The following is a 24,321-nucleotide window of genomic DNA, read 5'->3' as shown; positions in this document are numbered from 1 at the left end:
TTTAGCTGGCGTCGGCGGTGCCGTTGCCCACATTCTGCAGGAAGCGGTCGACGCCGTTCTTCCAGCCATTGTCGGCAAGCACGCGTTCGATCGCGGCGAGTTCGATGCGGATGCCTGAATCGAGGTCTGTCCGCGAACCGAGATCGACGGACTGTTTTGTCAGCGCGATCGAGAGCGGTGGCGCCTCGGCGATCTTGAGCGCGATCGTCGTGCCCTCTTCGCCAAGCTTCGCAGGCTCCGTCAGCCGGGCCACCATACCGAGTGCGTAGGCTTCCCCGGCCGGCATCTCGCGGCCGGTGTAGAGCAGTTCCTTGGCGCGCGACACGCCGACGACGCGCTGCAGTCGTTGCGTGGCGCCGACCGTTCCCCAATGCGCCTCGGGGAAACGGAAGCTCGCATCGCTTGCCGCGACAATGAAATCGCAGCTCATGGCGATCTCGCCACCCGAACCGACTGTCGGTCCCTGCACCAGCGCGATCACCGGCCGCGTGCAGCGTTCGATCATCGAATAGGCTTCGAAGGAGGCGAGCCGGCGCTGGCGGATCCAGGCCGCGTCGCGTCCCTTGCGCTCCTTGAGGTCGGCGCCGGCGCAGAACACCGGTCCCTCTCCTTCGATGATCACAACGCGGATATCGTGGTCGCGGTCGATCGCCCTGAAAGCCTCGGTCAAGCCTTGGCACATTGGCAGATTGAGCGCGTTGCGCGCCTCCGATCGCGAAAGAACGACGCGGGCGACCGCTCCCTCACGCTTGACCTTGACCGGTCCCGACATCAGATCACTCCTTCGCCACGCAATCTGTCTATTTCCTCGGCCTGCAAGCCGAGCATCTCGCCGAGCACAATCTCCGTGTCGGCACCGAGCACCGGTGGCACACCGACCGAGATCTCGTCGTAGCCGGACAGTCTGACCGGAGTGCGCAGCGCGCCAACCTTGCCGGCCCTGGGATGTTCGAAAGCGGCGACCATGCCCCTCGCGCCGACATGGCTGTCGGCAAGGATCTCGGCGACGCTGTTGACCTCGCCAGCCGGCACGTTGGCGGCCCGCAGCGCTTCGGCAAGGTCATCGCGTTCACGCCCAGCGATTGCCGCCGTCATCGCCGCCATGACCCGCTCGCGCTGGACGACACGTTCGGAATTGCGGTCCAGTGTCCGGTCCGCCGCGAGCGCATCGAGACCGAGCACCGCACAGATCGCCGCCCAATGCTGATCGGAACCGGAAATATGCAGCCAACCTCCGTCCGCGCATTCGAAGGCGGCGGAAGGAACACGCCCCGGATGTTCGGTGCCGGTGCGCCTGGGATCTTCGCCGAGCAGGAACCAGCGGGCAGCGGCGATGGTCAGCATCGAGACCTGCACGTCGAGCATCGACAGATCGACATGGGTCCCGCGTCCCGACTGCGCACGCCCGGCAATGCCTGCCAGGACGGAGATGGCGATCCACAGACCGGATGAGAGATCGGCGAAAGGCACGCCGACCTTGGCAGGTGCCCCATCCGGATGGCCGGTCAGTGCCATGACGCCCGAAAGCGCCTGGAAGATGGTGTCGTAACCATTGCGCTCGCTGTAGGGACCAGTCTGCCCGAAGCCGGTGCAGGACACGTAGACGAGCTTGGGATTGTCACCCGAAAGCTGTTCGTAGCCGAGCCCGAACCGCGCCATCTCTCCCGGCAGGAAGTTTTCGACGACAACGTCCGCCTTCTGCGTCAGCGAACGGGCGATCGACTGACCGTGTGGCGACTTGAGGTTGAGCGTCACCGATTTCTTGCCCCGGTTGAAGGCGAAGAAATAGCCGCTGTCGCCGCTGTCCACGCGCGGCTCGAACGAGCGCGTCTCGTCGCCGCTGCCCGGCCGCTCGATCTTGATCACCTCAGCGCCGAGTTCCGCCAGGATCTGCGTTGCCATCGGCCCCGCGAGCACGCGGCTGAAATCGAGGATGCGGATGCCGTCGAGGGGCTTCACTTTTCAGTCCTCCGGAAGCCGCGCATCAGCGCGTTGACGTCGCGTCCGGCGGCCATGGCGGCATCGAAAGGCAGATCGGCGACCCGATAGAACAGCGCCTTGGCGGCGGCCATCGCCATCGGATTTGCCTTCGCCCACTGGTTTGCGATCTCCAGCGCGGTGTCGATCACGGCGTCCTTGGGAACGACACGATTGGCGAGGCCGAGCGCCTGTGCCTCCTCGGCGCCGATCAGCCGGCCAAGGCTCACCATCTCGAAGGCAGCCTTGCGTCCGAGCTGCCGCTGCAGCCCGGTCATGACGAGGGCCGGCACGATATCGTGCTTGAGTTCGGGATAGCCGAATTTTAGGTCGGCTCCGGCCACCATCATGTCGCAACCGATCGCCAGGCCGGCGCCACCGCCCACTGCTGCCCCCTGTACAGCCGAGACGACAGGCTTCTTCATCTCCTGCAACCTGGATTGGAGCCGGCAGGTCAGATCGGCACGGGTCAGTACGCGATGCTGCTGGTCCGGCGTCAGATCCTTGAATTCGGACAGATCGGCGCCGGCGCAGAACCCCTTGCCTTCACCGGCAAGCACGACTGCGCGGACTGCATCGTCGCCATCTACCGCGTTCAACGCATCGAGCACGCCCTGTGTCAGTTCCGTGTTAAGGGCATTGAGCTTGTCAGGCCGGTTCATGCGGATGATCCGCACGGCATCCCGGTCCTCGACAATGATGCAGTCCGGCATATCGATCCTTTCACGCATTCTCGTGGACCCCGGCAACCGATGCCGCGAACCCTGCCCGCGCCACCTTGCTGTCGAGCTGACGCCCAAGCACCTGCTCGCAGAGGCGCGAGGCGACCATCACCTTGTCGAGATCGAGCCCGGTCGAAATGCCGTCCATCTCGAACAGATTGACCAGGTCTTCAGTGGCCACATTGCCGGCACGGCCCGAGCCGTAGCGGATCTTCGTCGGATGGCCGCCGACGCCGCCGAAGGATGAATCGAAATGGCGACAGCCGGCTTCGTAGGCCGCGACGCAGTTGGCGATGCCGACACCACGCGTATCGTGGAAATGACCGACGCAGATCACATTGGGGGCCGCTTCAGCCAGAAGACGAAAGAGCTGCCCGACCTTGACTGGTGTACCGAGCCCGGTGGTGTCGCCGATCGTGACGATCCCGACGCCGTGCTTTGCGAAGCGCAGTACGTCCTCGACGACGCGCTCCGGTGGAACCTCACCCTCGAACGGGCAGCCGAGGGCGACCGAGATGACACCGACGAGCCGAAACCGGTCGCCTGCTGCTTCGACCATCTCGACAATACGCGCCCACTGGCCCTCGCGCGATGTGCCGAGGTTGCGCTGCGTGTGGGCTTCGGTGGCCGAGGCAAGCAGGCTCACCTCATTGGCGCCACGTCCGGCGGCGAGATCAGCCATCGCCCGTTCGACGCCGGTCAGGTTCGGCACAGTTGCCTTGTAATAGACGCCGGGACGCCGCCGAATGCCGGCGAGCAAGTCGCCCGCGTCGCCAAAAGCCGGCACCTTGCCGGGATGCGAATAGCTCGTCGCTTCGATGCGCGGGAAACCTGCTTCGGTGAACGCGTCGATCAACGCGATCTTGTCGGCGGTAGCGACAAAATCAGGCTCGTGCTGCAGGCCGTCGCGCGCGAAGCATTCGCAGATGACGACATCGGCGCTCATTTGCGATCCTCCCGGCCGCGCAGCAAGTGCGAGCCGACCAGCAGGATTATCGAAAGCCCGATCAGCAGCGAGGAAATCGCGGCAACCGTCGGATCGATCTGATCGCGGATGTTGGCGAACATCAGCCGGGTCAGCGTCGCGTTCTGCCCGCCGGAGATGAACAGCGCGATCACGACCTCGTCGAAGGAGGTGACGAAGGCGAAAAGCGCACCCGACATCACCGAAAGACGAATCTGCGGTAGCGTCACGGTGAGAAACGCCCAGGGACGGGAAGCGCCGAGGCTTTGGGCGACACGCTCCTGGTTCATGTCATAGCTGGCAAGGCCGCTCAGCACCGCGATGACCACAAAGGGCAACGCCAGAACCGTGTGCGCCATGACCAGGCCGGTCGTCGTGCCGTTGAGGCCGATCTTGGCGTAGACGAGGAAGCAGCCAATGGCGACGAGGATCAGCGGTACCAGCATCGGCAGCATGAAGACGCCGCGGGCCAGCGACGAGGCCGCCCCATAGGCCCGTGAAATCCCATAGGCCGCCAGCGTGCCGAAGGTCGTTGCAAAGATGGTCGTCAGCAGCGCTGCGCGCAGCGACACGAAGGTGGCCGCGCGCCACTCGGACGAGCCGAGATAGGCCTCATACCACTGCAGGCTCCAGCTTCTGGGCGGAAACTCCAGATATTTGCTGCCTGAGAAGGACATCGGGATGACGATCAGGCAGGGAATGATCAGGAAGGCGAAGACCAGCGCCACCAGCATGTACAGCCAAAGCCTCTGGAAATGCGTGATCTGGGTTTCTGTCGCGGGGCGGTGGAGCATCAGCGCACGCCCTCGAAACTGTCGACCCTGAACAGCCGTTTGAAGACGTAGAGGATGATGCCTGTGACCACCAGGAGCACGACGCCGAGCGCGCTCGCCGCACCCCAATTGCCATAGACGGAGATGTTGTTGGCGATCTGCATCGCCCACATCGCGACGCGTCCGCCACCGAGCAGCGCCGGCGTGACGAAGAAGCCGAGGCAGAGCACGAAGACAAGGGCGACGCCGGCTGCAAGCCCGGGCAGCGACATCGGCAGGAAGACCTGGCGGAAAGCTTGCGAGGGCGTGGCCCCGCAATTGGCTGCAGCGCGCATATAGACCGAGTCGATCGCCCGCATCGAAGCATAGAGCGGCAGGATCAGGAACGGCAGCATGACATGCACCATGCCGATCACGGTGCCGAGCATGTTGTGGACCAGCGGCAGCGGTGTGGAGATCACCCCGGCATCGATCAGCCACGTGTTCACCAGCCCGGTGCGCTGGAGAAGCACGAGCCAGGCATAGGTACGCACCAGCACCGAAGTCCAGAATGGCAGCACCACGAAAATCATCAGCAATCCCGCGGTACGCTCGGAAAGCTGTGACAGGAGATAGGCAACCGGGTAGCCGAGAAGCACGCAGACCAGCGTCACCAGGCCCGCCACCTCGAAGGTTGAGATAAAGGTGCGCACATAGATGGGCTTCAGCATGCGCGTATAGTTTTCCAGCGTCGGCTCCCCGGAAGGTCCGAAGAAGGAAAGCCAGAACAGCCAGCCGATCGGCAGGATCAGGACAAGGAAGATCAGGATCGCGCCCGGCAGCGTCAGCGAGGCCAGCACACGGCGTTCGCGACTGCCTTGGCGCTTCAAGGCATCCGCGTTGTGGTCGGCATCCGCGATGCCCGGATGATTGAGCACCATCGTCATGACTTGTCCGCCACCAGGATCGTGTGTTCGCGATCGAGCCATAGCTGGATCGGCTGCCCGCGTTCCGGCAGGTCCTTGCCACCGAGGTCGGGGCCGCGACGCAGGTCAAGCTCGGCACCGTCAGGCATGCGAACCGTGATCAGGTAGCTGTCACCCTGGTAGATGATATCGGTTGTCTCAGCCTCGATGCGGTTCGCTGTCTGGGATTCGTCCCCTTTCCAGCGCAGCCGCTCGGGACGGATGACAAGCCATGGTTTTTCGCCGGTTGCGCCTTTCCAGTCGTCGCGCGTCCTGAGCGGACGGCCATAGAGAAGCGCGCCGGATGCGCCGGTCTCCACGGGCAGGAAACGGGTCTCGCCGATGAAGTCCGCCACGAACTTGTTCTTCGGGCGGTCGTATATTTCATCCGGCGTTCCGAGCTGCACGATTTTGCCGCCGTTCACCACCGCGATGCGATCCGAGAGCGTCAACGCCTCGCGTTGGTCGTGCGTGACATAGACCGTGGTCGTTCCCAACCGGTCATGCAGCCGCTTCAGTTCGAGCTGCATGTGCTCGCGCAGTTTCTTGTCGAGTGCCGAAAGCGGCTCGTCCATCAGCAAGATCGAGGGTTCGAAGACGATGGCGCGTGCCAGCGCCACGCGCTGGCGCTGGCCGCCCGAAAGCGCGTTGACGCCACGGTCGGCGAGATGCGCCATCTGGACAAGGCCGAGCGCTTCCTCGACACGCCGGTCGAGTTCGGCTCCGGACACGCCGCGCAAACGCAGCGGATAGCCGACATTGCGGCGCACGCTCATATGGGGGAACAGCGCGTAGTTCTGGAACACCATGCCCAGATTGCGCTTGTGCGGCGGCAGCAGCAGGAATTCGGCGCCGTCGATGGTGATAGAACCGGAATCTGGACGCACAAAACCCGCAAGCACGTTGAGAAGCGTCGTCTTGCCGGATCCCGAAGGACCGAGCAGGGTCAGGAACTCGCCCGGCGCGATATCGAGCGACACGTCATCGAGTGCGAGAAAGCTGCCATAGGCTTTTCGGATGTTTCGGATTTCGACCCTGCCGGGCATCGCGGCCTCCTTGTAAACGGTCGGCATTCGCTACGCGCTCAAGCGTGAACGCAGCCAAAACGCATCTTGCGACCGACGACGGAACGCGTCGAGCACTTCGGCCGGCTCGGCTGTTGGCTGGCTTTCCCTACAAAGGTCGTTGGCAACATCATTGACAATCCACCGATACAAAGACGTGTCAGAGATCGGCCGCACCGCTGGTGCAGCGTCAGGGTCGGTGGAAGGTGGATACCGGAGACCCACCTTCCAAACTCGCAGAATGCGAACCTACTGGACGATCAGGTTCTTGAAGTCTTCCTGGACATCCTGGATGTTCTCGGACCACCAGGTCGGCTGCATGGTGACCTGTTTTGCCGCGTTTTCCGGCGAGGCGTTCGACTGGGTGAGCACATCGGCGGAAAACTGCTTTGCCTCGAAGGCTTTCTTGTTCGAGGGTCCGTAGTAGCCCATCATCGTCGGAATGCGCGCCTGGATCTCGGGCGAGACGATGTTGGCGACGAGTTTCTGTGCAGCCGCCACGTTCTTCGAGCCCTTCAGGATCGCGACACAGCCAAAGCCGATGACGCCGTCCTGATAGGTGAATTTGACAGGCGCGCCATCAGCGATGACGCCGGCGATGCGGCTGCCCCAGATCGCCTCCATGTCGACTTCGCCGTCCTTGAGGAGTTGCGCAGACTGGGCACCCGAGGTCCACCACACCGAGACGCTGGGTTTGATCTTCTCGAGCGCCGCCAGCGAACGTTTGGTGTCGAGCGGATAGACCTTGTCACGCTCGACGCCGTCACCGAGCAATGCGATTTCCATCATCTCCTGCGGGTATACGCTGAGTGCGCGGCGACCGGGGAATTTCTCGACATCCCAGAAGTCCTTCCAGTCCTTCGGCGGATTGTCGCCATACTTGTCCGTGCGCCAAGCGAGAACAACGGAATAGGTATTCGTGGCGATCCAGTCCTTGGCGCGGACGCCTTCCGGAATACCGTCTCCATTGACCACCGAGTAATCGATCGGCTCGAACAGGCCTTCGGCGGCACCGATGGCGCAGTCTTCTGCGCCGAGATGCGCGACATCCCAGCCCGGCGCACCGGATTGCACCTGCACACGCACGGCAGCGATGCCGTCATGCGATTCCGTTCTGAGTTCGGCACCGATTTTCTCAGCCGATGGCTTGAACAGCGTTGCGGTCAGGTCTTCCTGAACCTTGCCGCCAAGCCCGGCGAGCGTCAGCGTGTCCGCGGCCATGGCCGTGGTCGACAATACGGCCCAGGCCGTTGCTGTGATAAGTCCGCGTTTGACAGACTTGTGCATCTTCATCTCTCCCATTGATGACACACAATTTACGTTGATCGGCGGTCACATCTTTCTGTTGAGGCTCAGGCCGCCGCGTCCTTGAGCCCCAGTTCACTGATGAACTTCGTCTGGAAGAAGGCTTCGAGGCCTTCACTCCCGCCTTCGCTGCCATAGCCACTCTCCTTGACGCCGCCGAACGGCGTCTCCGGCGCGGCAATGCCGAAGTGATTGATCGAGACCATGCCGGACTCCAACTGTTCGCCGAGCAGCGTCGACGTGCGCTCAGAGCGCGTGAAAGCGAAAGCGGCGAGGCCATAGGGAAGGCTGTTCGAACGCGCGATCGCATCGTCCAGACTGGAAAAGGAAGCAATTGGCGCGAGCGGACCAAACGGCTCGTCGACCATCAGGCGCGCATCGTCCGGCGTATCGACAAGCACGGTCGGCGCGAAGAAATTGCCCTGGTTGCCGATACGCTTGCCGCCGGCAAGCACCCTGGCGCCGCGGCTCTCGGCATCCGTGACGAAAGCCTGCATGGCGTCGAGGCGACGGGAATTGGCAAGCGGCCCCATCTGCACGCCCGTCTCCGTACCCGGACCAACCTTCAGGTTTTCCGAACCGGCGACGAAGGCATCGACGAAACGCTTGTAGTGCCGCTCATGCACGTAATAGCGGGACGGCGCGGCGCAGACCTGACCGGCGTTGCGGTATTTCAGGAACAGGCCAAGTTTGACTGCTTCTTCCGGATCGGCGTCCTCACACACGATGAAAGGCGAGTGTCCGCCGAGTTCGAGCGTCGCCCGCTTGACGTGAGCGGCCGCCAGCTGGCCAAGATGCTTGCCGACTGGAATGGAGCCGGTGAACGAGATCTTGCGGATCTGCGGGGCAGGAATGAGGTATTCCGAGATCTCGGCCGGCACCCCGAAGACGAGGTTGACGACGCCGGCCGGAATGCCGGCATCCTCAAAGCAGCGGACCAGCTCGATCGGCGAGAACGGCGTCTCCTCCGGGCATTTGATGATGATCGTGCACCCGGCAGCCACCGCGCCTGCGATTTTGCGCACGGCCTGGCTTACTGGGAAATTCCAGGGCGAGAAGCCGGCGACGGGACCTACCGGCTCCTTGACCACGATCTGGCGCACGCCCGGCATGCGCGCCGGAATGAGACGGCCGTAGGCACGGCGTCCCTCTTCGGCATACCAGTCAATGTGATCGGCCGAGCCGACGGTCTCGCCGAGCGCCTCGGCGAGCGGCTTGCCCTGCTCGCGCGTCATCAATGCGGCAATGTCCGGCGCACGCTCGCGCAACAAGTTGGCAGCCTTGCGCAGCAGCTTCGAACGGTCATAGGGCGAAACCAGCCGCCATTCGAGGAAGGCGCGCCGGGCGGCGGATAGTGCCCGGTCGAGATCCGCCGCGCTGGCATGCGTCACTGATGCGAAGGCTTCGCCGGTTGCCGGATCGATGACCTTGCCGGATCGTCCCGAGCTCCCCTCGCACCATGCGCCATCGATGAACAGCTTCGCCAGTTCCATCCGTATTCCTCAATTCCAATTTAGTTGATTTCGTAAACCATCTAGTTCACATCGTCAACTATATTGAGTGAAAATATCTCAACCCCGCCGCACATTTTGCACGCGGCGACCAAGCTGATGATTTGTCTGGAGACTGGGCGAAGTAGCGGAAGCAGGTAACTTGCGCCTGCGCCCCAAAATCCGAGCCGATTTCGGAAACGAGCATGCGCAAACGAGGCTGAAAGCGTCTTCTACGCGTCCAGGAGGATGCGTGGCGTTGGCATCACTCTTCCTCGCCGAGATCGCCGCCGGCGGCAACGACCTCGCGGCGAAGCTGGTCGTAATAGGCGATCGAACTCTTGAAGACGGCCTGCAGCGATTTCTGAAGCTGCGAACGCTCTTCCAATGACAGGCTCGAGAGCATCATCTCGTTGCGGTGTTCGGAATCGGCGAGGATCTTCGCTACGATCTCCCTGCCCTCGCCGGTGAGGCGCAGCAGGATGCTGCGCCCATCCTCGGGGTTTTCCGAGCGGCTGATCAGGCCACGGTCGATGAGGCCGGACACGACACGGCTCATCTGGCTTTTCAAAAGACCGCTATGATTGGCCAGAAGTTGCAGAGGCGCTTCCTTGAGATAGTCGAGCACGGCAAGCGCGCGCCATTCCCGAACCGTCAGCTTGTAGCGCGGGCTGATCGACAGGAAAGCAATGCGGCTCGAAAGCGAGGCGAGGCGTTGCAGCTGGAAGGAAAACAGATCGCGCGCGTCGTGCGCCTCGATCAGATGCGCCATGTTGTCGGCATCGTCGACGCCGTTGTCCGGTCCACTCATTCCGTCATCCCCTGCAGGCGCCCGTCCGCATTCGCCCAAAACGGGAAGCGCGATTTCACCTCAACCCGAAACGTCATCGGAAATCCACTCCTTTGTCGCGTTACGCGCAACATGATTTGGTTGACAAAGTGAACTATAAAGTTCATTTCGACAACCAAACTGTCATCACGAATATGTCGAGCTTCGCCGCGCAACGTGCTGAATTTCAGGCTTCCAAGGGAGGATAAAAATGACCACCGGCAACAAACTGCACAATCCGGCGACCATCGCACCGCCTGCCCGCAACCTCTATGCGCATGCAGTCGAGGTGCCGGCCGCCAGCCGCCATCTCTACGTCGCTGGCCAGGTCGGCGCGCGGCCGGACGGCACCGTGCCGGAGAGCCTTGAAGAGCAGACCGAGCAGATGATGGAAAACATCCGCGCCATCCTCGCATCCGCGGGCATGACCTTCGCCGACATCGTGAAGTTCAACGCCTATTGCATGTCGGCCGAAGACATCATCACCTATGCCGGCATCCGCAACCGCGTCTTTGCCGGTGTCCAGACCGCAACCACGGCTGTCGTGGTCACGGGGCTCGCCAACCCGGCCTGGAAAGTGGAGGCGGATCTCGTCGCGGCACGTCAGGACTGACCCTCATGTTCTACCGTCCATCCGATGGCCACGGCCTGCCGCACGACCCGTTCAAGGCGATCGTTTCGCCGCGGCCGATCGGCTGGATTTCGACCCGCAGCAGCTCGGGCGCGATCAACCTCGCGCCCTACTCCTTCTTCAACGCACTGTCGGTCGATCCTTACCTTGTCTGGTTCTCGGCGGATGCCGAAAAGGACAGCGTCGTCTTCGCCCGGGAAACAGGCGAATTCGCCGTCAACCTGGTCGGTGAAAAACTTGCCCGCCAGATGAACGCGACCTCGGTCGACGCACCGCGCGGGATCAGCGAGTTCGGTTATGCCGGGCTGGAAGCCGCCAATTCGAGGCTGATCGCCGCCCCGCATGTCGCAGGCGCTCCCGCCGTGCTCGAATGCCGATTGACCGAGATCATCGAACCAAAGGGCCTCGATGGTCGCTGGGCCGGAGTCTTCGTAGTCATGGGCGAGGTCGTCGGCATCCATATCGATGACGCCATGCTGACGGCCGGGCTTTTCGACCAGAAGAAGGCCGGCAATGTCGCCCGGCTCGGCTATATGGATTATCTCTCGACCAGCGAGACGTTCCAGATGCGCCGGCCGCGCTGGAAAGAAGAAACCTGATTGGCAGAGGGACATGGTGGTGGCCTCGCAAACACACCGGGAAACAGCCATCGCCGGCAGTTGGTCGCCGGCGATGGCTGATTGACCACCGTAAAGGCTAGACCTTCGCCTTGTAGGTCGGGTCCAGTGACAACGCATGGAACAGGAAGGGTCGATTCACATAGTGGAAGCCGAGCGGGCAGTGCCTGACGCCCGCCGGGATGTAGATCGAGCCGGATTTGTTGATGATGCGGCGCTCGCCCTCGATGTCGATATAAAGCTCAGCGCCGAGATCCTGCGGGTTCTCGGGATCGTTGCCGGTCCAGATCAGGACTTCGTCGTAGTCGTGGACATGCTCCGACACCCAATGCAGGTGGCGATTGAACGGCGTGATCCAGATATGGGTCATGTGGATCTTCGCGTTGGGCTGCACCAGCGTGCCGACCAGCTCGAAGCCACCCGTATTCGGTGGATTCTCAAGGTCGGCCAGCGCTCCCTCGGCGGTAAAGTCTACCTGCAGCAACGGCAGCGTGTCGTTGAGCAGACCGTCAAAATGACTCATCATCTTCTCCTCTTGATGAACAGAAATCCTCAAATTCACCGCGAACCGGCCGCGGATTGCCTCGGCGCGATCACCGGCATGTCCAGATCGGCGGCTTCGGTTGGCAGTTGCAGCGTGTTGGCGAGCAGCGATTGTGTGTAGGGGTGGCTGGGCGTGCCCAGGACCTTGTGAGCTTCACCCTGTTCGACGACCCGACCGGCGCTGAGCACGGCAACCGTGTCTGCGATGTTGCGCACCACGGCGAGGTCGTGCGTGACAAAGAGCATGCCGAGGCCGTCGGCGAGCAGGCTGCGCAGCAATTCGATCACAGAAGCCTGTACCGACACGTCGAGCGAAGACGTCACCTCGTCGCACAGGAGCACCGCGGGATTGGCGACCAGCGCGCGGGCAATGGCCACGCGCTGGCGCTGGCCGCCCGAAAGCTCGGCTGGATAGCGCGTGCCGAGGTCGGGTGAGATGCCGACCCGTTCGAGCGCCTCAGCGATGACGGCGCCCGGCCGGCTGTCAGCCTCCGGCCTGTTGGCGAGTGCAGCAGCCAGGCTCGCACCGATCGTGCGGCGTGGATTGAGCGAAGCGTTAGGGTTCTGGAAGATGTATTGCAGCCGCTGGCGGGCATACTGGTCGCGCTGGCCCACGGTGAGCGGCAACGGCTTGCCGTCAAGGCGGAATTCACCCGTGACGTTGCCGTGCAATCCGATCAGGCAGCGCGAAAGCGTCGACTTGCCGCTGCCCGACTCGCCCACCACCGCCAGGCATCGGCCCGGTTCTACCTTGAGGCTGACATCGAACAGGATCTGGCGATAGCCGTAGAATGCATTGACCCCGTTCGCCTGAAGCACCGCCGAGCTGTTCGCGACCTGCCCGTCGGAATGGCCTACGGCTTGCGGGCGCACCCCGAATGTCTCACCCAGTTCGGGACGAACGCACCGCACCTGGGTGCCTCCCACCAGTCTCAGCGCTGGCCGGGTGTTGCAGGCCTCGACGGCGTAATCGCAGCGATCGGAGAAGATGCAGCCGTCAGGCGCCTCGCCCACCGCCGGCACGCGGCCACGGATCGGCCTCAGCGCCTGCCTGGCCTGCAGTGAAGGAACAGCGTCCAGCAAGGCGCGCGTATAGGGATGGCGCGGCGTCGCCAGAATTTCCTGCATGGGGCCCTGTTCGACAACCTGGCCGCCATACATCACTGTGACGTGGTCGGCGACGTTGGCGATCACCGCAAGGTCATGGCTGACATAGATCGCGGTCAGATTGTCTGAAATGCAGAGCTGGCGGATCAGATCCAGCACCTTGGCGCGGGTCGAGACATCGAGACCGGTCGTCGGCTCGTCGAGGATGATCAGCTTGGGTTGCGCGATCACCGCCATGGCGATCGCGATACGCTGTTGCTGCCCGCCCGAAAGCTGGCGCGGACGGCGCTGCAGGAAGGCCTCGTCGTCGGGCAGGCCGACCTTGCGCAGGATCTCACGCGCGCGGGTCACCTTTTCGGCCTTGCCGCCGGCCAAGCCCTCGGTCAGCAGGGTGCCGAGGGTCAGCATCGGGTTCAGCGCCGCTCCCGGGTCCTGCGCGACATAGGCCACGACTTCGCGTCGCGCTTTGCGCAGGCTTGCCGGGTCGAGTTCCAGCATGTCGGTGTCTGCCACCCGGACCGCACCGCCCGCGATGCGCACGCCGTGCCGCGCATAGGCAAGCAGCGCCAGCGCCAGCGTGGATTTTCCGGAACCGGATTCACCGACGATGCCCATCACCTCGCCCCTTTCGAGGCTCAGGGAAACATCCTCGATGATCGACGCGCCGTCGCTGCGTTCGACGGTCAGCCCCGAGGCTTTCAATACCGTCGTCATGCCTTGCCTTCCGTCCGGGCCATCACCCGCGCAGCGCCTTCGGCGATCAGACCGCCGCCGATTGTGTAGAGGACGATCATCAGGATCGGCGCGAGTACGGCAAAGGGCTGAGTGCCGAGGCCGGTGCCGTTCTCACTGACCATCAGACCCCAATCGGCCGCCGGCGGCTGGATGCCGTAGCCGATGAAGCTCATCGAGGAGAGAATGCCGACCGACCAGCTCAGCCTGAGACCCAGTTCGACCAGCAGCGGTGAAGAGACGTTCGGCAGGAGTTCGCGCAGGATGATCACCGGCCCCGGCGTGCCGACGGCCTTGGCCCACAGCACATATTCGCGGTCGAGAAGCGGAAGAGCCGCGCCACGGATCACGCGGGCGACGCCTGGCATCAGGGTCAGTACGACCAGCCCCACCAGCAGGACAGGCTGCGGCCCGAACACCGAAACGCACAGAAGCGTCAGAAGAATTCCCGGAAAGGCGAGCAGGACATCCAGCGACCGCATCAGCACAAGATCGGTCCAGCCGCGATAATAGGCGGTCACCAAAGCGACGGCGGCGCCGATCACGACGCTGAGCAGCGCTGAAACCGGAGCCATCCAGGCCAGATAGACCCCGCCTGAAAGCACGCGGGACAGAACATCGCGGCCGAGATTGTCGGTACCGAGCCAGGCTGAGGCCGACGGCGCGTCATAGGGTTTGCCCACGGGCGCGGCCGGATCATAGGGCGCCAGGAAAGGGCCAACGACGACCAGCGCGGTCATGGCGACCAGCAGGATCACACCCCAGCGAACCTGGGTGGACGCCCAGAGTCGCCACCAGCCACTGGCTGGGCGTTGGCGAACCCTTTGATGCAGCGTCATTTCCACGTCGGTACTCACGTCTTGGAAGGCCTTTGGCCCGCCGTCTCGTCCCGTTGGGCAAGCGAGTCGGCGATGAGGTTGAAGATGAAATAGGCTGAGGCGATCACCAGGACATTGGCCTGGATGACCGGCAGGTCACGGTTGGTGACGGCGTCGACCAGGGCACTGCCGACGCCGGGATAGGCGAACAGATATTCCACAACGACCACGCCGCCGACGGTGAAGGCCGCCACAAGGCTGGCGGCCGGGATGATCGGAGCGACCGCATTCGGCAAGGCGTGCCGAAACAGGATCCGGCTCGGCGACAGGCCTTTCAGCTCCGCGGTCTGGATGTACTCTGTCGCCATCACGTCGATGACGGCGACCCGCACCAGCCTGGCGAGATACATCACGCCCGGAATGATCACCGTGGTCGCCGGCAACACCAGCGCATCGGGGTAGGAAAACGGCGAATCTCCCGGTGGGATGAACGAGACCGCCGGCAGCACGTGCAGCACCGTTGTTGCGAAAAGTGCTACCAGCACCGTCCCTGTGACGAAGTCGGGAACGGCATTGGCGACCATCGACATGCCGAGAAAAACCTTGTCGACGAACCCGTCGCGAAACTGGGCGGCTATCACTCCGACGAGCAGCGACAACGGCAGCATGATCGCGAGCGCGACCCCGCTCAGCGTCGCGGAATTGCGAACCCCGAGCGCGAGCAGGTCCGCCACCGGCTGCCCGTTGGAAAGCGACGTTCCCCAGTCGCCGCGCAGAATGCCCCCCAGCCAGACGAGGTATTGCCACCATAGCGGCTGGTCGAGACCAAGCTGGGTACGCAGCAGGTCCAGTTGCTCCTGCGTTGCGCTTTGACCGAGGATCATGTTGGCGACATCGCCGGGCAAGGCCCGCGCAGCGAGGAAGATCAACAATGACACGGCAAGCAGGGTCATAGCGCCTTGCGATACCCTTGCAAGCAATGGCTGCAGCCGGGAGAAAACCCCGATTGTTGCGTTGTCGCTCTGGTTTTCGACTGTCATCGAACGCTCTTCCCCGCAGTACGATCGCGTCACTTGTTGACGGTGACGCCACCGAACCGGATCGCGGTACGGCCGTAGATATCCGGCTTCAGCCCGCTGACCGTATCCCGGTAGACGGTGATGTTCTCGGGATAGGCAGCGACGATGTGGCCGCTGCGCTTGTATTCGATCGCCTGCAACTGCGTGATCAGCTTGCATTGCTCGGCCAGATCGCTGGTGCTCTGCAGCTTCTTGGCGAGGTCGTTGTATTCGGCGTCGTCGAAATGCGTGGCATTCTCGCCCTGCTCCGGCAACAGCGCCGCGAGCGTGGCGGTTTCATACGGCCCACTGGTCAGGCTGATCAGAAACGGCCATTCGCGCCAGCGATTGAGGAAGGTGGCCGGATCCAGCCGGCGTACCTTGATGGCAATGCCCGCCTGCGCGGCCTGCTGCGCATAGAGCTGCGCCATTTCCATCATGCCCGCATAGGCGCCGTCGGTCACCATCTCGAGCTTGAGGTTGCTTTTGCCAGCTTCTGCCAGCAACTGCTTCGCCTTGGCGATGTCCTGCGTGCGCTGCGGCTCGGAAGGCGCCGGGCAAGCCGTGTTGTTGCCGAGATAATCGTTGGCAATCGTGCCAAACCCGCCGAATGCATTGTCGACGATCTGCTGGCGGTCGACCACCAGCTTGAGCGCTTCCAGAACCTTCTGGTCGTTGAATGGCGGCGTGTCCACCCGTACGGCCAGCATCGGATAGGTTGTCGTACCGCTGACCACGGTCTTCAGTTTGGGGTCTTTGGTCAGCGCTGGGACATCGGTGTAGGGCACGGAATAGGCGACGTCGATCTGACCGCCACGCAAGGCGTTGGTGACTGCCTGCTGGTCCCGGAAGCCGATGATGCGGAGCTTGTCGAAGCCGGGCTTCTCACCCCAATAGTCGTCGAACCGGGTCAGCTTGGCTTCCTGGCCAGGCGTGAAGGAGTCCAGCTTGAACGGTCCCGTGCCGGTCACCGAACCGTCGACGGCGATGGCGCGCATCTTGAAATCATTGTCGGCGAAAGCATTGGCGAAGAGGCCGAACGGACGCTTGAGGGTGAACTCCATCGTCAGGTCATCGACCTTGCGTATCTTGGCGGGATCCACGAAGTCGATCTGGCTGGAAACGACAAAGTTATTCGCCGGGTCCATCATGTATTTGATGCTGGCGATCGCGTCGTCGGCTGTGAACGGCTTGCCGTCATGGCGCTTGACGTTCGGGCGCAACTTGACGGTCCAGACATCCAGGGCGGCGTTCGGCGTCATGGACTCGGCGAGTTGCATCACCACAGCGCCCTTGGAATCATAACCGGTCAGCCCTTCATAGAGCTGGCCGTACAGTGAGCCGGCAGACGCCGAGCTGGTCGGCGTATAGGGCTGCACCTGGTCCTTGCTGTTGCCGATGACGCCGAGCACGAGCTCCTGCGCAAATGTATGGGTCGCCAGAGCTGTCGCGGCGGTCAGCACTGCGACCGCGAGAGCGCGATTGAATTTCACCGGAATCATAGCCGTGGTTTCTCCTCCAGATGTAACGGCACGCGCCCCTGCCTCGACCTTCGTGCGGGTCCTTCTTTGGCGGCCGTACCCACACAACCAACACCCGTCGCGAGGCCCTGTCTTGGAGCGAAACGAAACCCGGAATGGGCTCGAGCGTAAAATCGCCATCAAAGGCTTCGGACGGCAAGATCCGCCGGATCTTGCCTATCCCATTGAAAAACTTGCTGGAAAATCAAATGATGGCACCACAGCGATTTCGCTGCGGCTCAAGCTGCACTTATGCAGCTCGATGAACACGCATTGCGCGAGCCGGCGTTAATGTACTCTTTTTCTATGCGGCGCAGACTTCAAAAGCTCGCTGGGCGCGTAGGCAAACAGCTCTTTGAAACAGCGATTGAAGTAGGAAAGATCGTTGAAGCCCACGGAATAGGCCACATCCGCAATGGTCTGCGAGCCGTGCTGATAATGCAGCTGCTTGATCTTCTCGCGCGCGAAACGCAGGCGTTTGTCGCGGATGAAGGTCGTACAGGTCATGCCTAGATCGCGAAAGTGGAGCTGCAGCACCCGCATCGATACGCCCACGCGTCTTGCCAGCCATTGCGCGGAAAGATGGGGGCTGGTCAGATGCTGGTCGATAAGGACATCGATCATCTGCAGTCGCCTGGAGGCCAGTTCGCCGAGCGAATCGAACGAGAGCGCGCTGTGCACATCGGACACGAAGGCTTGCCGGGTCGCGTCGAGCATCAATTGGCGCAGGTTCGCCGCATGGACATCGCTGTCGGGTATCGTAAGCACCTTGGCCAAGAGCGCTCGCAGCGTGATAGCCATCGGATCGGCGGCTTCCAGCGTACGCGCCACATCGAGCTTGTCGCCGCCGTGGAAATAGATGAGCTGCCGGGGCAGGTTGAGCGACAGGTGGTTGCTGAACTTGCCGCCGAAATGGAACGTCGTCGGCTTGGTGGAATCGACCAGAATGCAATCGCCCACGTTCAAGGCGCTTTGCCGGCCGTCGTGTTCTACGCCGCAGGAGCCTTCGAGCTGTACGAGCAGGAAAAGCTGTTCAATGGCGTCGCGCCGGACATCGTCCCAATCGTGGTCGACACGATCGAGGTCGTTGGAGATGTGCGAAAATTCCATGCCGCAGGCATTGATACGCCGGGCCTCACCGCGGATATCGAGGCTCGTATCCATCGCACGAGGACGGAAACTGCCGCAGGTGGAGTGGAGATCATCGACCCAGCGGCTGAACGGCGTCCGTATCCGGTCCTTGTGGAGCAAACCCGCAGAGCTCAACAGTTCCAACGCTGCCTCACGCCAATGTCGACAGATAACTTAGCATGTTAAGTAACATATTTTGAAACGGGCAACAAGCGCGGAGCTGGCTTGGGGCATATATCGAAACAGCGCTATCCATGACAGGGCAGTGATGGATTACGGCGCTCGTGAACGCTCCAAATCCACCGACGATTGACCCTGGAAACGACAAATATTTTCGAACTGCCTCCGTCGGTGCGGAAGAGCCACCCTGCTGCCTTAGCCCTTTTGCGATGCCGCTCCGATAGACCGCCATTTTGCAGCCGACACGACCCGGCGCGCACCCGCAAGCATCGGCTTGCGTTGATAGGGCGGTGTCAGCAGCCGCTCGACAAGGCGCAGGAGGAAGATCAGCACCATGTTGATGATCAGGTAGATAAGCGCCACCATGCAGAACACTTCGATCACCGCGAAGGTCTGGCTCATCAGATCCTTGGCGACGCCGGTCAGTTCCATCACCGTGATCGTGCAGGCGAGCGAGGTCGACTTCAACGTGACGACGATCTCGTTGCTGTAGGCCGGAAGAGCGCGGCGTATCGCGATCGGCATCGTCACGAGCAGGAAGGTCTTGAACCTCGACAGGCCGAGCGCCCGGGCTGCTTCGATTGCTCCCTGAGGCACGGCGGCAAGACCGCCGCGCATCACCTCCGCCGTATAGGCGCCGGCGCAAACGCTCATTGCGATCACCGCGCAGGCAAATGGATCCTTGAGCACGATCCACACCGGGCTGGCGCGCAGCCAGGCGAACTGACTGAGGCCATAATAGAGAACGAATATCTGCACCAGCAGCGGTATGGAACGGAAAGCCAGCACATAGGCCGATGCGACGCCTCGGAGAGCACGATGGCGCGAACGCCTTGCCCAGGTGGCCAGGCCGGCAAGGATCAGGCCCAGGGGAAGGGTCACAGCCGCAAGCGCCAGGGTGACCCAGATCGCCCCGGCGAGCTCACTTGCGACATGGAGAGCGGTTTCGAGGTCCATGATCAGGCCCAGCGCATTCTGGTTTCGATGACATGGAATGCCCGCGAGGAAATCGCCACCAGCACCAGATAAATGATGGCTGCCATGCCGTAGAAGATGAAGGGCTGTCCGGTCGTGCGTCCTGCAACGCCCACAACCCGCATCAGTTCGGCGAGCGAAATCACCGAAAGCAGGGTCGTCTCCTTGATCGCCATGATCCAGACATTGCCGAGGCCCGGCAGCGCCAGCCTGAACATCTGCGGGATGATAACGGTCCAAAGCCCGGCGAGCGGACGCAGGCCAAGCGCCGTATAGGCTTCGAACTGGCCGACCGGGATCGCGGCATGAGCGCCGCGAAACACCTCCGAACTGTAGGCCGCCGAAACGAACGCCACAGCCATCACGCCGACGGTGAAGGCATCCACTTCGATGTAGCCGGCATAGCCGAACCCACGCGCCACCCACATCAGCGCACCATTCGTGCCGAAGAAGAGCAGGAAGATCACCAGCAGCGGCGGCACGCCACGCAACAGCGTCGTGTAGAGGGTTGCCGCCGCGCCAAGCCACCTATTCTGCCCCAGCTTGGCAAATGCCACAGCAAGCCCAAGGAGCACACCCAGGGCATAGCCGATGCATGCGCATGCCATCGTCACGCCCAGGCCGGTCAGCAGCGGCTTGGTCCAACCGTCGCCGCCCCAGGCAAACAGATCAATGACGGTCGAGTTCATGCAAGGTCAGGCCCCGCAGACCTTGGCATCCGGCTTGGTGGAAACATCGAAACCGAACCACTTCTCCGAAATGCTCTTCAGCTCGCCCGATGTTTTCAGATCGCACAAGGCCGCGTCCCACGCCTTGCGCAGATCTTCCTCATTCTTGCGCATCAACCCGCCCACACCGACACCGAGATAGTTGAACTCATCGAAGTCGATATCAGGGGAAAGAATTTCGATCGGTTCGCCCTGCTGCGAGCGTGTCAAGGCGATCCATGGGGAACGCCCAGCGAGAGCCGCATCGATCCGGCCAGCCAGCAGATCGAGATTGAGGCTGTCCTGGTTGTCGTAGAGCCGGACCGTCACCTCACCCTTCAGTTCGTTGTCCACGAACTTCTGGCTTTGGGTACCCGATTGCACGCCGATCGTCTTGCCGGCAAGTGCGGCCTTCAGCTCCCGCCAGTTTGCTTTGCCGTTCAGGCTGGAGGTTTTCGCCGCGGCGAAATTGATCGGCAGGTTGGCGTAGCTCTGGGTGAAAGCCAGACGCTTCTCGCGCTCCGGCGTGATGGCGATACCGCCGACAAGGATATCGTACTTGCCCTGTTCGAGCGCCGGAACCTGTCCTTCCCAAGGCTGGGCGGTGAAGCGGCAGCTGCGCTTCATGCGATCGCAGACCTGCTTGGCAAGGTCGATTTCGAAACCCGTGAGCTCGCCGGACGGCGTCGTTGACGTCCATGGCAGGTAGCCGCCATCGGTGCCGATGCGCACTTCCGCCTGATCTTGCGCCATCGCCGGTCCACACAGCATTGCACCGAGCACGAGAGCCGACAACAGGCTCCTGATTGTCTTCTGCATGAATTCCCTCCCCTGTTCTTTGTTCGTTTATCAGAGACGATCCGGTCGCCCTTCGGCACCAAGGTCCCAGAACAACCCAGCCATGATGGCGAGCCCCTCTTTGACCAGGGGCTGCAGCAGGTGCTCGTCCGGGGCATGCTGCGAGCACCCGGAATAGGAATGCGGCACCCAGATCGTCGGCATGCCGAGGATGTCGGCGAAACAGTCGTTCGGCAGCGAACCACCCGCATTCGGCAGGATGGTTGGCTCGATCCCGGTCGTTTTCTCGACCGAAGCCGCGGCCCAAAGCATCAATGGATGTTCCGGATCGAGGCGGGTCGCGCCCCATTCCGATTCCTGTGCCATAGGTTCGATCGCCACATTGTGGAAGCCGTTCTCGTCCAGGAAGGCACGAATGGCGGGAAAGAAGGCGGCAGGATCGACATCGACCGTATAGCGGATCTGCATGCGGGCGCGGGCATGCGGCGGGATCGCATTGATCGGCTGCTCGGGTCTTCCCGACGTCATCGCCAGGACTTCGAGCGCCGTCCAGCCAAACACCCGCTCGGACGGCGTCAAGCCAGGTTCGCCCCACCAAGGATTGAGTTCGGGACCATTCTCTTCGGTCTCGAGCTCGATCTTGGCCAAAGCGGTTCGAACGCTCTGCGGGATTTCGCTGGGCAGGATACCGCGGACATTGATGCGGCCGTTCGCCGAGACGAGAGCCGCGATCGCGTTGGCAAGGATGACCGCCGGATTGGCGATCAGGCCGCCCCAATTGCCGGAGTGATGCGCACCGGGTCGCAGGTCACAGACCAGGTCGAAGTCGGCGGTTCCGCGCGTTCCGCCATCCAGCGTCGGGCGATGCTGTGCAAGGCGTGGGCCGTCGGACGCAATCAGCCAGTCGGCCCGCAGTTTGGAACGGTGGTCGGCACAGATCTCGCGAAGCCCCGCCGAACCTGTTTCCTCGGAGGTCTCGATCAGTGCGACCGTGTTGAAACCCAACTTGCCACGGGTTGCCAGCACAGCCTCCAGCGCGAGCATGACGATGGTGTGCTGGCCCTTGTTGTCGGCAGTGCCACGACCATAGATGCGCTCACCCTCGACCTTCACCTGCCAGGGGTCGCGGTCATTCGACCAGGAACCTTCCATGCCCGCGACGACGTCGCCATGGCCATAGACAAGGAGTGTCGGCAGATCAGCGGATTCGATGCGCCGCGCAATCAGCAGCGGACCGCCGGCCGGATCCGGATTGTCGACCACCTCACCGGTAAAGCCGAGCCGGTCGAAATCGGCGTTGATTTCATTGAGGTAGCGATAGCATTCGGGACGCCGCTCTGGATTCTGGCTTTCGGTGGCGATGGCAACGCGACGCTGCAGATCTGACAGGAAACGGCCGTCGGAGGCAAAGGACGTGGCAAGGGCGATGGTTTGATTCCGAGACATAATCCTGCTCATTCGAATTCTTGACAGAACGATGTCATGCCGAAGATTATGCGAGCAAACCAAAATATTTCTCGGTTAGCCTCAATTGGATTAAGCCTCTGTCGTGTCTCGGCATCTGCCACCGCTCCCTGCCCTGCGTGCGTTCGAGGCCGCGGCGCGTCATTTGAGTTTCGCGCGCGCCGGCGGAGAACTCGGCGTCACGCCGGGCGCAATCAGCCACCAGATGAAGCAGCTGGAGGACTGGGTCGGCGACCCGCTGTTCGAACGGCGGGCGAATGGCGTTCGCCTTACCGAGACAGGCCGAGTCTTTGCGACTCGGCTGGGCGCGATTTTCGACCAGATCACATCCGCGGCTGTTGCCGCCCGCGCGCCGGGCGGAACGAGCAGCGTCACGATACGCTGCCAGTTCTCACTGGCCTCCAAGTGGCTGGCACCGCGCATTGGCAAATTCCGCGCTTTGCATCCCGACATCCAGATCACCGTGCAGGCGCTGCCGCATCGATGGAATGCCAATGAGCGCGACCCCGATCTCGCGATCTACCATGGCCGGGGCACCATCCCCGGCGTCCGGCAGGACACGCTGATCGGCGGGCGATTGGTTGTCGTCGCCTCCCCCCAACTTATCGCCACCTTGCCGCCGGCCCCGACGCCTGCCGATCTGCTGTCGCGGCCATTGATCAAGGTGGATTTTGCCGAACCCGGTTGGCACGACGAAGGTTGGGAGGCTTGGTTTTCCGCCACCGGCTTCGGCCATCTCGAATTACGCTCGACGCTTTCCTTCAACCTGGTGCATCTGGCGATCGAGGCCTGCAACGCAGGCGCTGGATTTGCGCTTGTGCCGGATTTCATGGTCGAGCAGGAATTGGAAGGCGGGCGCCTGGTCGACGCTTTCGGCATCTCGCTGCCGATCCGCCAGCCCTATGTGATGATGACCCCGGAGGCCAGCCTGGCGCGACCGGAGGTGGCCATGCTCCGAAGCTGGTTGCTGGACGAAGGGATCAAATCCGCCGCATAAGAAACTGATATCTTGGATCGCTCATACGAAGAGGACGCGACGATGGACACGGAACAGGGTGTTCTCCGGATATCGATCATCGTCACCTTCGTCCTTGCCGTGATCGGCATCGTGTTCGGCCTTCTGTCCGGTTCCTTCGCGATCGTCTTCGATGGCGTCTATGCGTTGACCGACGCAACGATGACCATCGTTGCCCTGCTCGTCGCCAATCTGATCGCCTCTTCGACCGCGGTCGGACCGGCCAGGAGCAAGCTGGTGAAACACTTCACCATGGGGTTCTGGCATCTCGAGCCGATGGTGCTCGGCCTCAACGGCATCATGCTCTCGGGCGCGGCGATCTATGCCTTGATCAATGCGGTCGGCAGCATCATGTCGGGCGGACGTGAACTGAACTTCGATCAGGCCATCATCTATGCAGTGGTAACCCTCGCCGTCACCGTCGGCATGGCGATCTACGGTCACCGGGCAAACCGTACCATCCAGTCGGATTTTGTCGCCCTCGACGCCAAGGCCTGGGTCATGTCCGCGTCCCTGACGGCTGCCCTGTTCATCGCCTTCGTCTTTGGCTATCTGGTGCAAGGCAGCAGCCTGGAATGGACATCGCCCTATGTGGATCCGGTCGTGCTTGCCGTGGTCTGCGTCATCATCATTCCGATCCCTCTGGGCACGATCAAGCAGGCGCTGGCGGACATTCTTCTGGTTACCCCGGCAGACCTCAAGCGGCATGTCGATCAGGTCGCCGAGGACACCGTGAAGCGTCATGGCTTCCTGGACTATCGCGCCTATGTCGCCAGGGTCGGTCGTGGCAGGCAGATCGAACTGTTCTTCATCGTGCCATCGGATTGGCCAGCCAGAAGATTGCAGGAATGGGACCTCATTCGCGATGAAGTCGGCGAAGCTCTCGGCGACGAAGGACCGGACCGCTGGCTAACCATCGCCTTCACCACCGATCCAGAATGGGCAAACTAGAAGGGA

At 62.4% G+C, this 24,321-nt stretch carries 24 protein-coding genes; 4 read left to right on the top strand and 20 right to left on the bottom strand.

Annotation, left to right across the window (positions count from 1 at the left end):
• Nucleotide 1 precedes the first annotated feature (1 nt).
• The 10 genes from AO692_RS17835 to AO692_RS17790 all read right to left on the bottom strand — a co-directional run bounded on the left by AO692_RS17835 (nt 2) and on the right by AO692_RS17790 (nt 10,050).
• On the bottom strand, nt 2-772 hold the full coding sequence (locus tag AO692_RS17835) for an enoyl-CoA hydratase/isomerase family protein (protein WP_054311400.1): 771 nt from the start codon (nt 770-772) through the stop codon (nt 2-4).
• Nucleotides 772-1,959, bottom strand: coding sequence for a CoA transferase (locus AO692_RS17830; protein ID WP_054311399.1), 1,188 nt, complete (start codon nt 1,957-1,959; stop codon nt 772-774). Before AO692_RS17830 ends, AO692_RS17835 begins: the two co-directional genes overlap by 1 nt.
• Entirely contained in the window at nt 1,956-2,708 is a 753-nt protein-coding gene (locus AO692_RS17825; RefSeq protein WP_244483397.1) for an enoyl-CoA hydratase/isomerase family protein, read from the bottom strand. Before AO692_RS17825 ends, AO692_RS17830 begins: the two co-directional genes overlap by 4 nt.
• Nucleotides 2,701-3,645, bottom strand: coding sequence for a hydroxymethylglutaryl-CoA lyase (locus AO692_RS17820; protein ID WP_054311398.1), 945 nt, complete (start codon nt 3,643-3,645; stop codon nt 2,701-2,703). Before AO692_RS17820 ends, AO692_RS17825 begins: the two co-directional genes overlap by 8 nt.
• The gene (locus AO692_RS17815) at nt 3,642-4,457 is read right to left on the bottom strand and encodes an ABC transporter permease (protein ID WP_054311397.1); all 816 of its coding nucleotides are present in this window, start codon (nt 4,455-4,457) and stop codon (nt 3,642-3,644) included. The genes AO692_RS17820 and AO692_RS17815 overlap by 4 nt, the downstream gene beginning before the upstream one ends.
• Nucleotides 4,457-5,362, bottom strand: coding sequence for an ABC transporter permease (locus AO692_RS17810; protein WP_244483396.1), 906 nt, complete (start codon nt 5,360-5,362; stop codon nt 4,457-4,459). Before AO692_RS17810 ends, AO692_RS17815 begins: the two co-directional genes overlap by 1 nt.
• Nucleotides 5,359-6,426 (bottom strand): ABC transporter ATP-binding protein, encoded by a 1,068-nt coding sequence (locus AO692_RS17805; protein ID WP_054311415.1) that lies wholly within the window; start codon nt 6,424-6,426, stop codon nt 5,359-5,361. The genes AO692_RS17810 and AO692_RS17805 overlap by 4 nt, the downstream gene beginning before the upstream one ends.
• A 267-nt stretch (nt 6,427-6,693) precedes the next feature.
• On the bottom strand, nt 6,694-7,731 hold the full coding sequence (locus AO692_RS17800) for an ABC transporter substrate-binding protein (protein ID WP_161808085.1): 1,038 nt from the start codon (nt 7,729-7,731) through the stop codon (nt 6,694-6,696).
• Nucleotides 7,732-7,796: 65 nt separating this feature from the next.
• Entirely contained in the window at nt 7,797-9,242 is a 1,446-nt protein-coding gene (locus tag AO692_RS17795; protein WP_054311395.1) for an NAD-dependent succinate-semialdehyde dehydrogenase, read from the bottom strand.
• 262 nt (nt 9,243-9,504) lie between these two features.
• Nucleotides 9,505-10,050: a MarR family winged helix-turn-helix transcriptional regulator gene (locus AO692_RS17790; protein WP_054311394.1), complete on the bottom strand. Its 546-nt coding sequence runs from the start codon at nt 10,048-10,050 to the stop codon at nt 9,505-9,507.
• A 229-nt stretch (nt 10,051-10,279) separates the two neighbouring features.
• Between AO692_RS17790 and AO692_RS17785 the strand changes: the two genes are divergently transcribed.
• Both AO692_RS17785 and AO692_RS17780 read left to right on the top strand, forming a co-directional pair.
• Nucleotides 10,280-10,681, top strand: coding sequence for a RidA family protein (locus AO692_RS17785; protein WP_054311393.1), 402 nt, complete (start codon nt 10,280-10,282; stop codon nt 10,679-10,681).
• Nucleotides 10,682-10,686: 5 nt separating this feature from the next.
• On the top strand, nt 10,687-11,298 hold the full coding sequence (locus AO692_RS17780) for a flavin reductase family protein (protein WP_054311392.1): 612 nt from the start codon (nt 10,687-10,689) through the stop codon (nt 11,296-11,298).
• A 97-nt stretch (nt 11,299-11,395) separates the two neighbouring features.
• Here AO692_RS17780 and AO692_RS17775 read toward each other — a convergent pair whose 3' ends face one another.
• The 10 genes from AO692_RS17775 to AO692_RS17730 all read right to left on the bottom strand — a co-directional run bounded on the left by AO692_RS17775 (nt 11,396) and on the right by AO692_RS17730 (nt 22,331).
• On the bottom strand, nt 11,396-11,839 hold the full coding sequence (locus tag AO692_RS17775; protein WP_152979875.1) for a hypothetical protein: 444 nt from the start codon (nt 11,837-11,839) through the stop codon (nt 11,396-11,398).
• Nucleotides 11,840-11,874: 35 nt separating this feature from the next.
• Nucleotides 11,875-13,680, bottom strand: coding sequence for an ABC transporter ATP-binding protein (locus AO692_RS17770; protein ID WP_054311390.1), 1,806 nt, complete (start codon nt 13,678-13,680; stop codon nt 11,875-11,877).
• The gene (locus AO692_RS17765; protein ID WP_054311414.1) at nt 13,677-14,537 is read right to left on the bottom strand and encodes an ABC transporter permease; all 861 of its coding nucleotides are present in this window, start codon (nt 14,535-14,537) and stop codon (nt 13,677-13,679) included. Before AO692_RS17765 ends, AO692_RS17770 begins: the two co-directional genes overlap by 4 nt.
• A gap of 14 nt (nt 14,538-14,551) precedes the next feature.
• Nucleotides 14,552-15,556 (bottom strand): ABC transporter permease, encoded by a 1,005-nt coding sequence (locus AO692_RS17760; protein ID WP_082407425.1) that lies wholly within the window; start codon nt 15,554-15,556, stop codon nt 14,552-14,554.
• A gap of 29 nt (nt 15,557-15,585) precedes the next feature.
• Nucleotides 15,586-17,076: an ABC transporter substrate-binding protein gene (locus tag AO692_RS17755; RefSeq protein WP_054311389.1), complete on the bottom strand. Its 1,491-nt coding sequence runs from the start codon at nt 17,074-17,076 to the stop codon at nt 15,586-15,588.
• 306 nt (nt 17,077-17,382) lie between these two features.
• Nucleotides 17,383-18,369 carry a helix-turn-helix domain-containing protein gene (locus tag AO692_RS17750; protein ID WP_054311388.1) on the bottom strand — a complete coding sequence of 329 codons (987 nt, stop codon included), beginning with the start codon at nt 18,367-18,369 and terminating at the stop codon, nt 17,383-17,385.
• A 231-nt stretch (nt 18,370-18,600) separates the two neighbouring features.
• On the bottom strand, nt 18,601-19,362 hold the full coding sequence (locus AO692_RS17745) for an ABC transporter permease subunit (RefSeq protein ID WP_082407423.1): 762 nt from the start codon (nt 19,360-19,362) through the stop codon (nt 18,601-18,603).
• A 2-nt stretch (nt 19,363-19,364) separates the two neighbouring features.
• Complete coding sequence (locus AO692_RS17740; RefSeq protein ID WP_054311387.1) at nt 19,365-20,069, bottom strand: ABC transporter permease subunit; 705 nt, start codon at nt 20,067-20,069, stop codon at nt 19,365-19,367.
• Between the two features lie 6 nt (nt 20,070-20,075).
• Nucleotides 20,076-20,906, bottom strand: a complete 831-nt coding sequence (locus AO692_RS17735; protein WP_054311386.1) for a transporter substrate-binding domain-containing protein — start codon at nt 20,904-20,906, stop codon at nt 20,076-20,078.
• 30 nt (nt 20,907-20,936) lie between these two features.
• Nucleotides 20,937-22,331, bottom strand: a complete 1,395-nt coding sequence (locus AO692_RS17730; RefSeq protein WP_054311385.1) for a M20 family metallopeptidase — start codon at nt 22,329-22,331, stop codon at nt 20,937-20,939.
• A gap of 103 nt (nt 22,332-22,434) precedes the next feature.
• On the opposite strand from AO692_RS17730, the gene AO692_RS17725 reads away from it, so the two are divergent.
• Together AO692_RS17725 and AO692_RS17720 are read left to right on the top strand one after the other, a co-directional pair.
• Nucleotides 22,435-23,346: a LysR substrate-binding domain-containing protein gene (locus AO692_RS17725; protein WP_082407422.1), complete on the top strand. Its 912-nt coding sequence runs from the start codon at nt 22,435-22,437 to the stop codon at nt 23,344-23,346.
• A 42-nt stretch (nt 23,347-23,388) separates the two neighbouring features.
• Nucleotides 23,389-24,315: a cation transporter gene (locus tag AO692_RS17720; RefSeq protein WP_054311383.1), complete on the top strand. Its 927-nt coding sequence runs from the start codon at nt 23,389-23,391 to the stop codon at nt 24,313-24,315.
• Nucleotides 24,316-24,321 lie beyond the last annotated feature (6 nt).

Source organism: Mesorhizobium sp. 1M-11, from assembly GCF_001303895.1.
Taxonomy (GTDB): Bacteria; Pseudomonadota; Alphaproteobacteria; order Rhizobiales; family Rhizobiaceae; genus Mesorhizobium.
Note: the sequence above shows the minus strand (reverse complement) of the source record. Positions and strands in the feature narration are given on the sequence as shown.

What these genes read in the sequence shown, in the direction of transcription:
- AO692_RS17835 (WP_054311400.1), bottom strand. Translation starts at nt 772, where the DNA reads ATGTCGGGACCGGTCAAGGTCAAGCGTGAGGGAGCGGTCGCCCGCGTC.
- AO692_RS17825 (WP_244483397.1), bottom strand. Translation starts at nt 2,708, where the DNA reads ATGCGTGAAAGGATCGATATGCCGGACTGCATCATTGTCGAGGACCGG.
- AO692_RS17820 (WP_054311398.1), bottom strand. Translation starts at nt 3,645, where the DNA reads ATGAGCGCCGATGTCGTCATCTGCGAATGCTTCGCGCGCGACGGCCTG.
- AO692_RS17815 (WP_054311397.1), bottom strand. Translation starts at nt 4,457, where the DNA reads ATGCTCCACCGCCCCGCGACAGAAACCCAGATCACGCATTTCCAGAGG.
- AO692_RS17810 (WP_244483396.1), bottom strand. Translation starts at nt 5,362, where the DNA reads ATGACGATGGTGCTCAATCATCCGGGCATCGCGGATGCCGACCACAAC.
- AO692_RS17805 (WP_054311415.1), bottom strand. Translation starts at nt 6,426, where the DNA reads ATGCCCGGCAGGGTCGAAATCCGAAACATCCGAAAAGCCTATGGCAGC.
- AO692_RS17800 (WP_161808085.1), bottom strand. Translation starts at nt 7,731, where the DNA reads ATGCACAAGTCTGTCAAACGCGGACTTATCACAGCAACGGCCTGGGCC.
- AO692_RS17795 (WP_054311395.1), bottom strand. Translation starts at nt 9,242, where the DNA reads ATGGAACTGGCGAAGCTGTTCATCGATGGCGCATGGTGCGAGGGGAGC.
- AO692_RS17790 (WP_054311394.1), bottom strand. Translation starts at nt 10,050, where the DNA reads ATGAGTGGACCGGACAACGGCGTCGACGATGCCGACAACATGGCGCAT.
- AO692_RS17785 (WP_054311393.1), top strand. Translation starts at nt 10,280, where the DNA reads ATGACCACCGGCAACAAACTGCACAATCCGGCGACCATCGCACCGCCT.
- AO692_RS17780 (WP_054311392.1), top strand. Translation starts at nt 10,687, where the DNA reads ATGTTCTACCGTCCATCCGATGGCCACGGCCTGCCGCACGACCCGTTC.
- AO692_RS17775 (WP_152979875.1), bottom strand. Translation starts at nt 11,839, where the DNA reads ATGAGTCATTTTGACGGTCTGCTCAACGACACGCTGCCGTTGCTGCAG.
- AO692_RS17770 (WP_054311390.1), bottom strand. Translation starts at nt 13,680, where the DNA reads ATGACGACGGTATTGAAAGCCTCGGGGCTGACCGTCGAACGCAGCGAC.
- AO692_RS17765 (WP_054311414.1), bottom strand. Translation starts at nt 14,537, where the DNA reads ATGACGCTGCATCAAAGGGTTCGCCAACGCCCAGCCAGTGGCTGGTGG.
- AO692_RS17760 (WP_082407425.1), bottom strand. Translation starts at nt 15,556, where the DNA reads ATGACAGTCGAAAACCAGAGCGACAACGCAACAATCGGGGTTTTCTCC.
- AO692_RS17755 (WP_054311389.1), bottom strand. Translation starts at nt 17,076, where the DNA reads ATGATTCCGGTGAAATTCAATCGCGCTCTCGCGGTCGCAGTGCTGACC.
- AO692_RS17745 (WP_082407423.1), bottom strand. Translation starts at nt 19,362, where the DNA reads ATGGACCTCGAAACCGCTCTCCATGTCGCAAGTGAGCTCGCCGGGGCG.
- AO692_RS17740 (WP_054311387.1), bottom strand. Translation starts at nt 20,069, where the DNA reads ATGAACTCGACCGTCATTGATCTGTTTGCCTGGGGCGGCGACGGTTGG.
- AO692_RS17735 (WP_054311386.1), bottom strand. Translation starts at nt 20,906, where the DNA reads ATGCAGAAGACAATCAGGAGCCTGTTGTCGGCTCTCGTGCTCGGTGCA.
- AO692_RS17730 (WP_054311385.1), bottom strand. Translation starts at nt 22,331, where the DNA reads ATGTCTCGGAATCAAACCATCGCCCTTGCCACGTCCTTTGCCTCCGAC.
- AO692_RS17720 (WP_054311383.1), top strand. Translation starts at nt 23,389, where the DNA reads ATGGACACGGAACAGGGTGTTCTCCGGATATCGATCATCGTCACCTTC.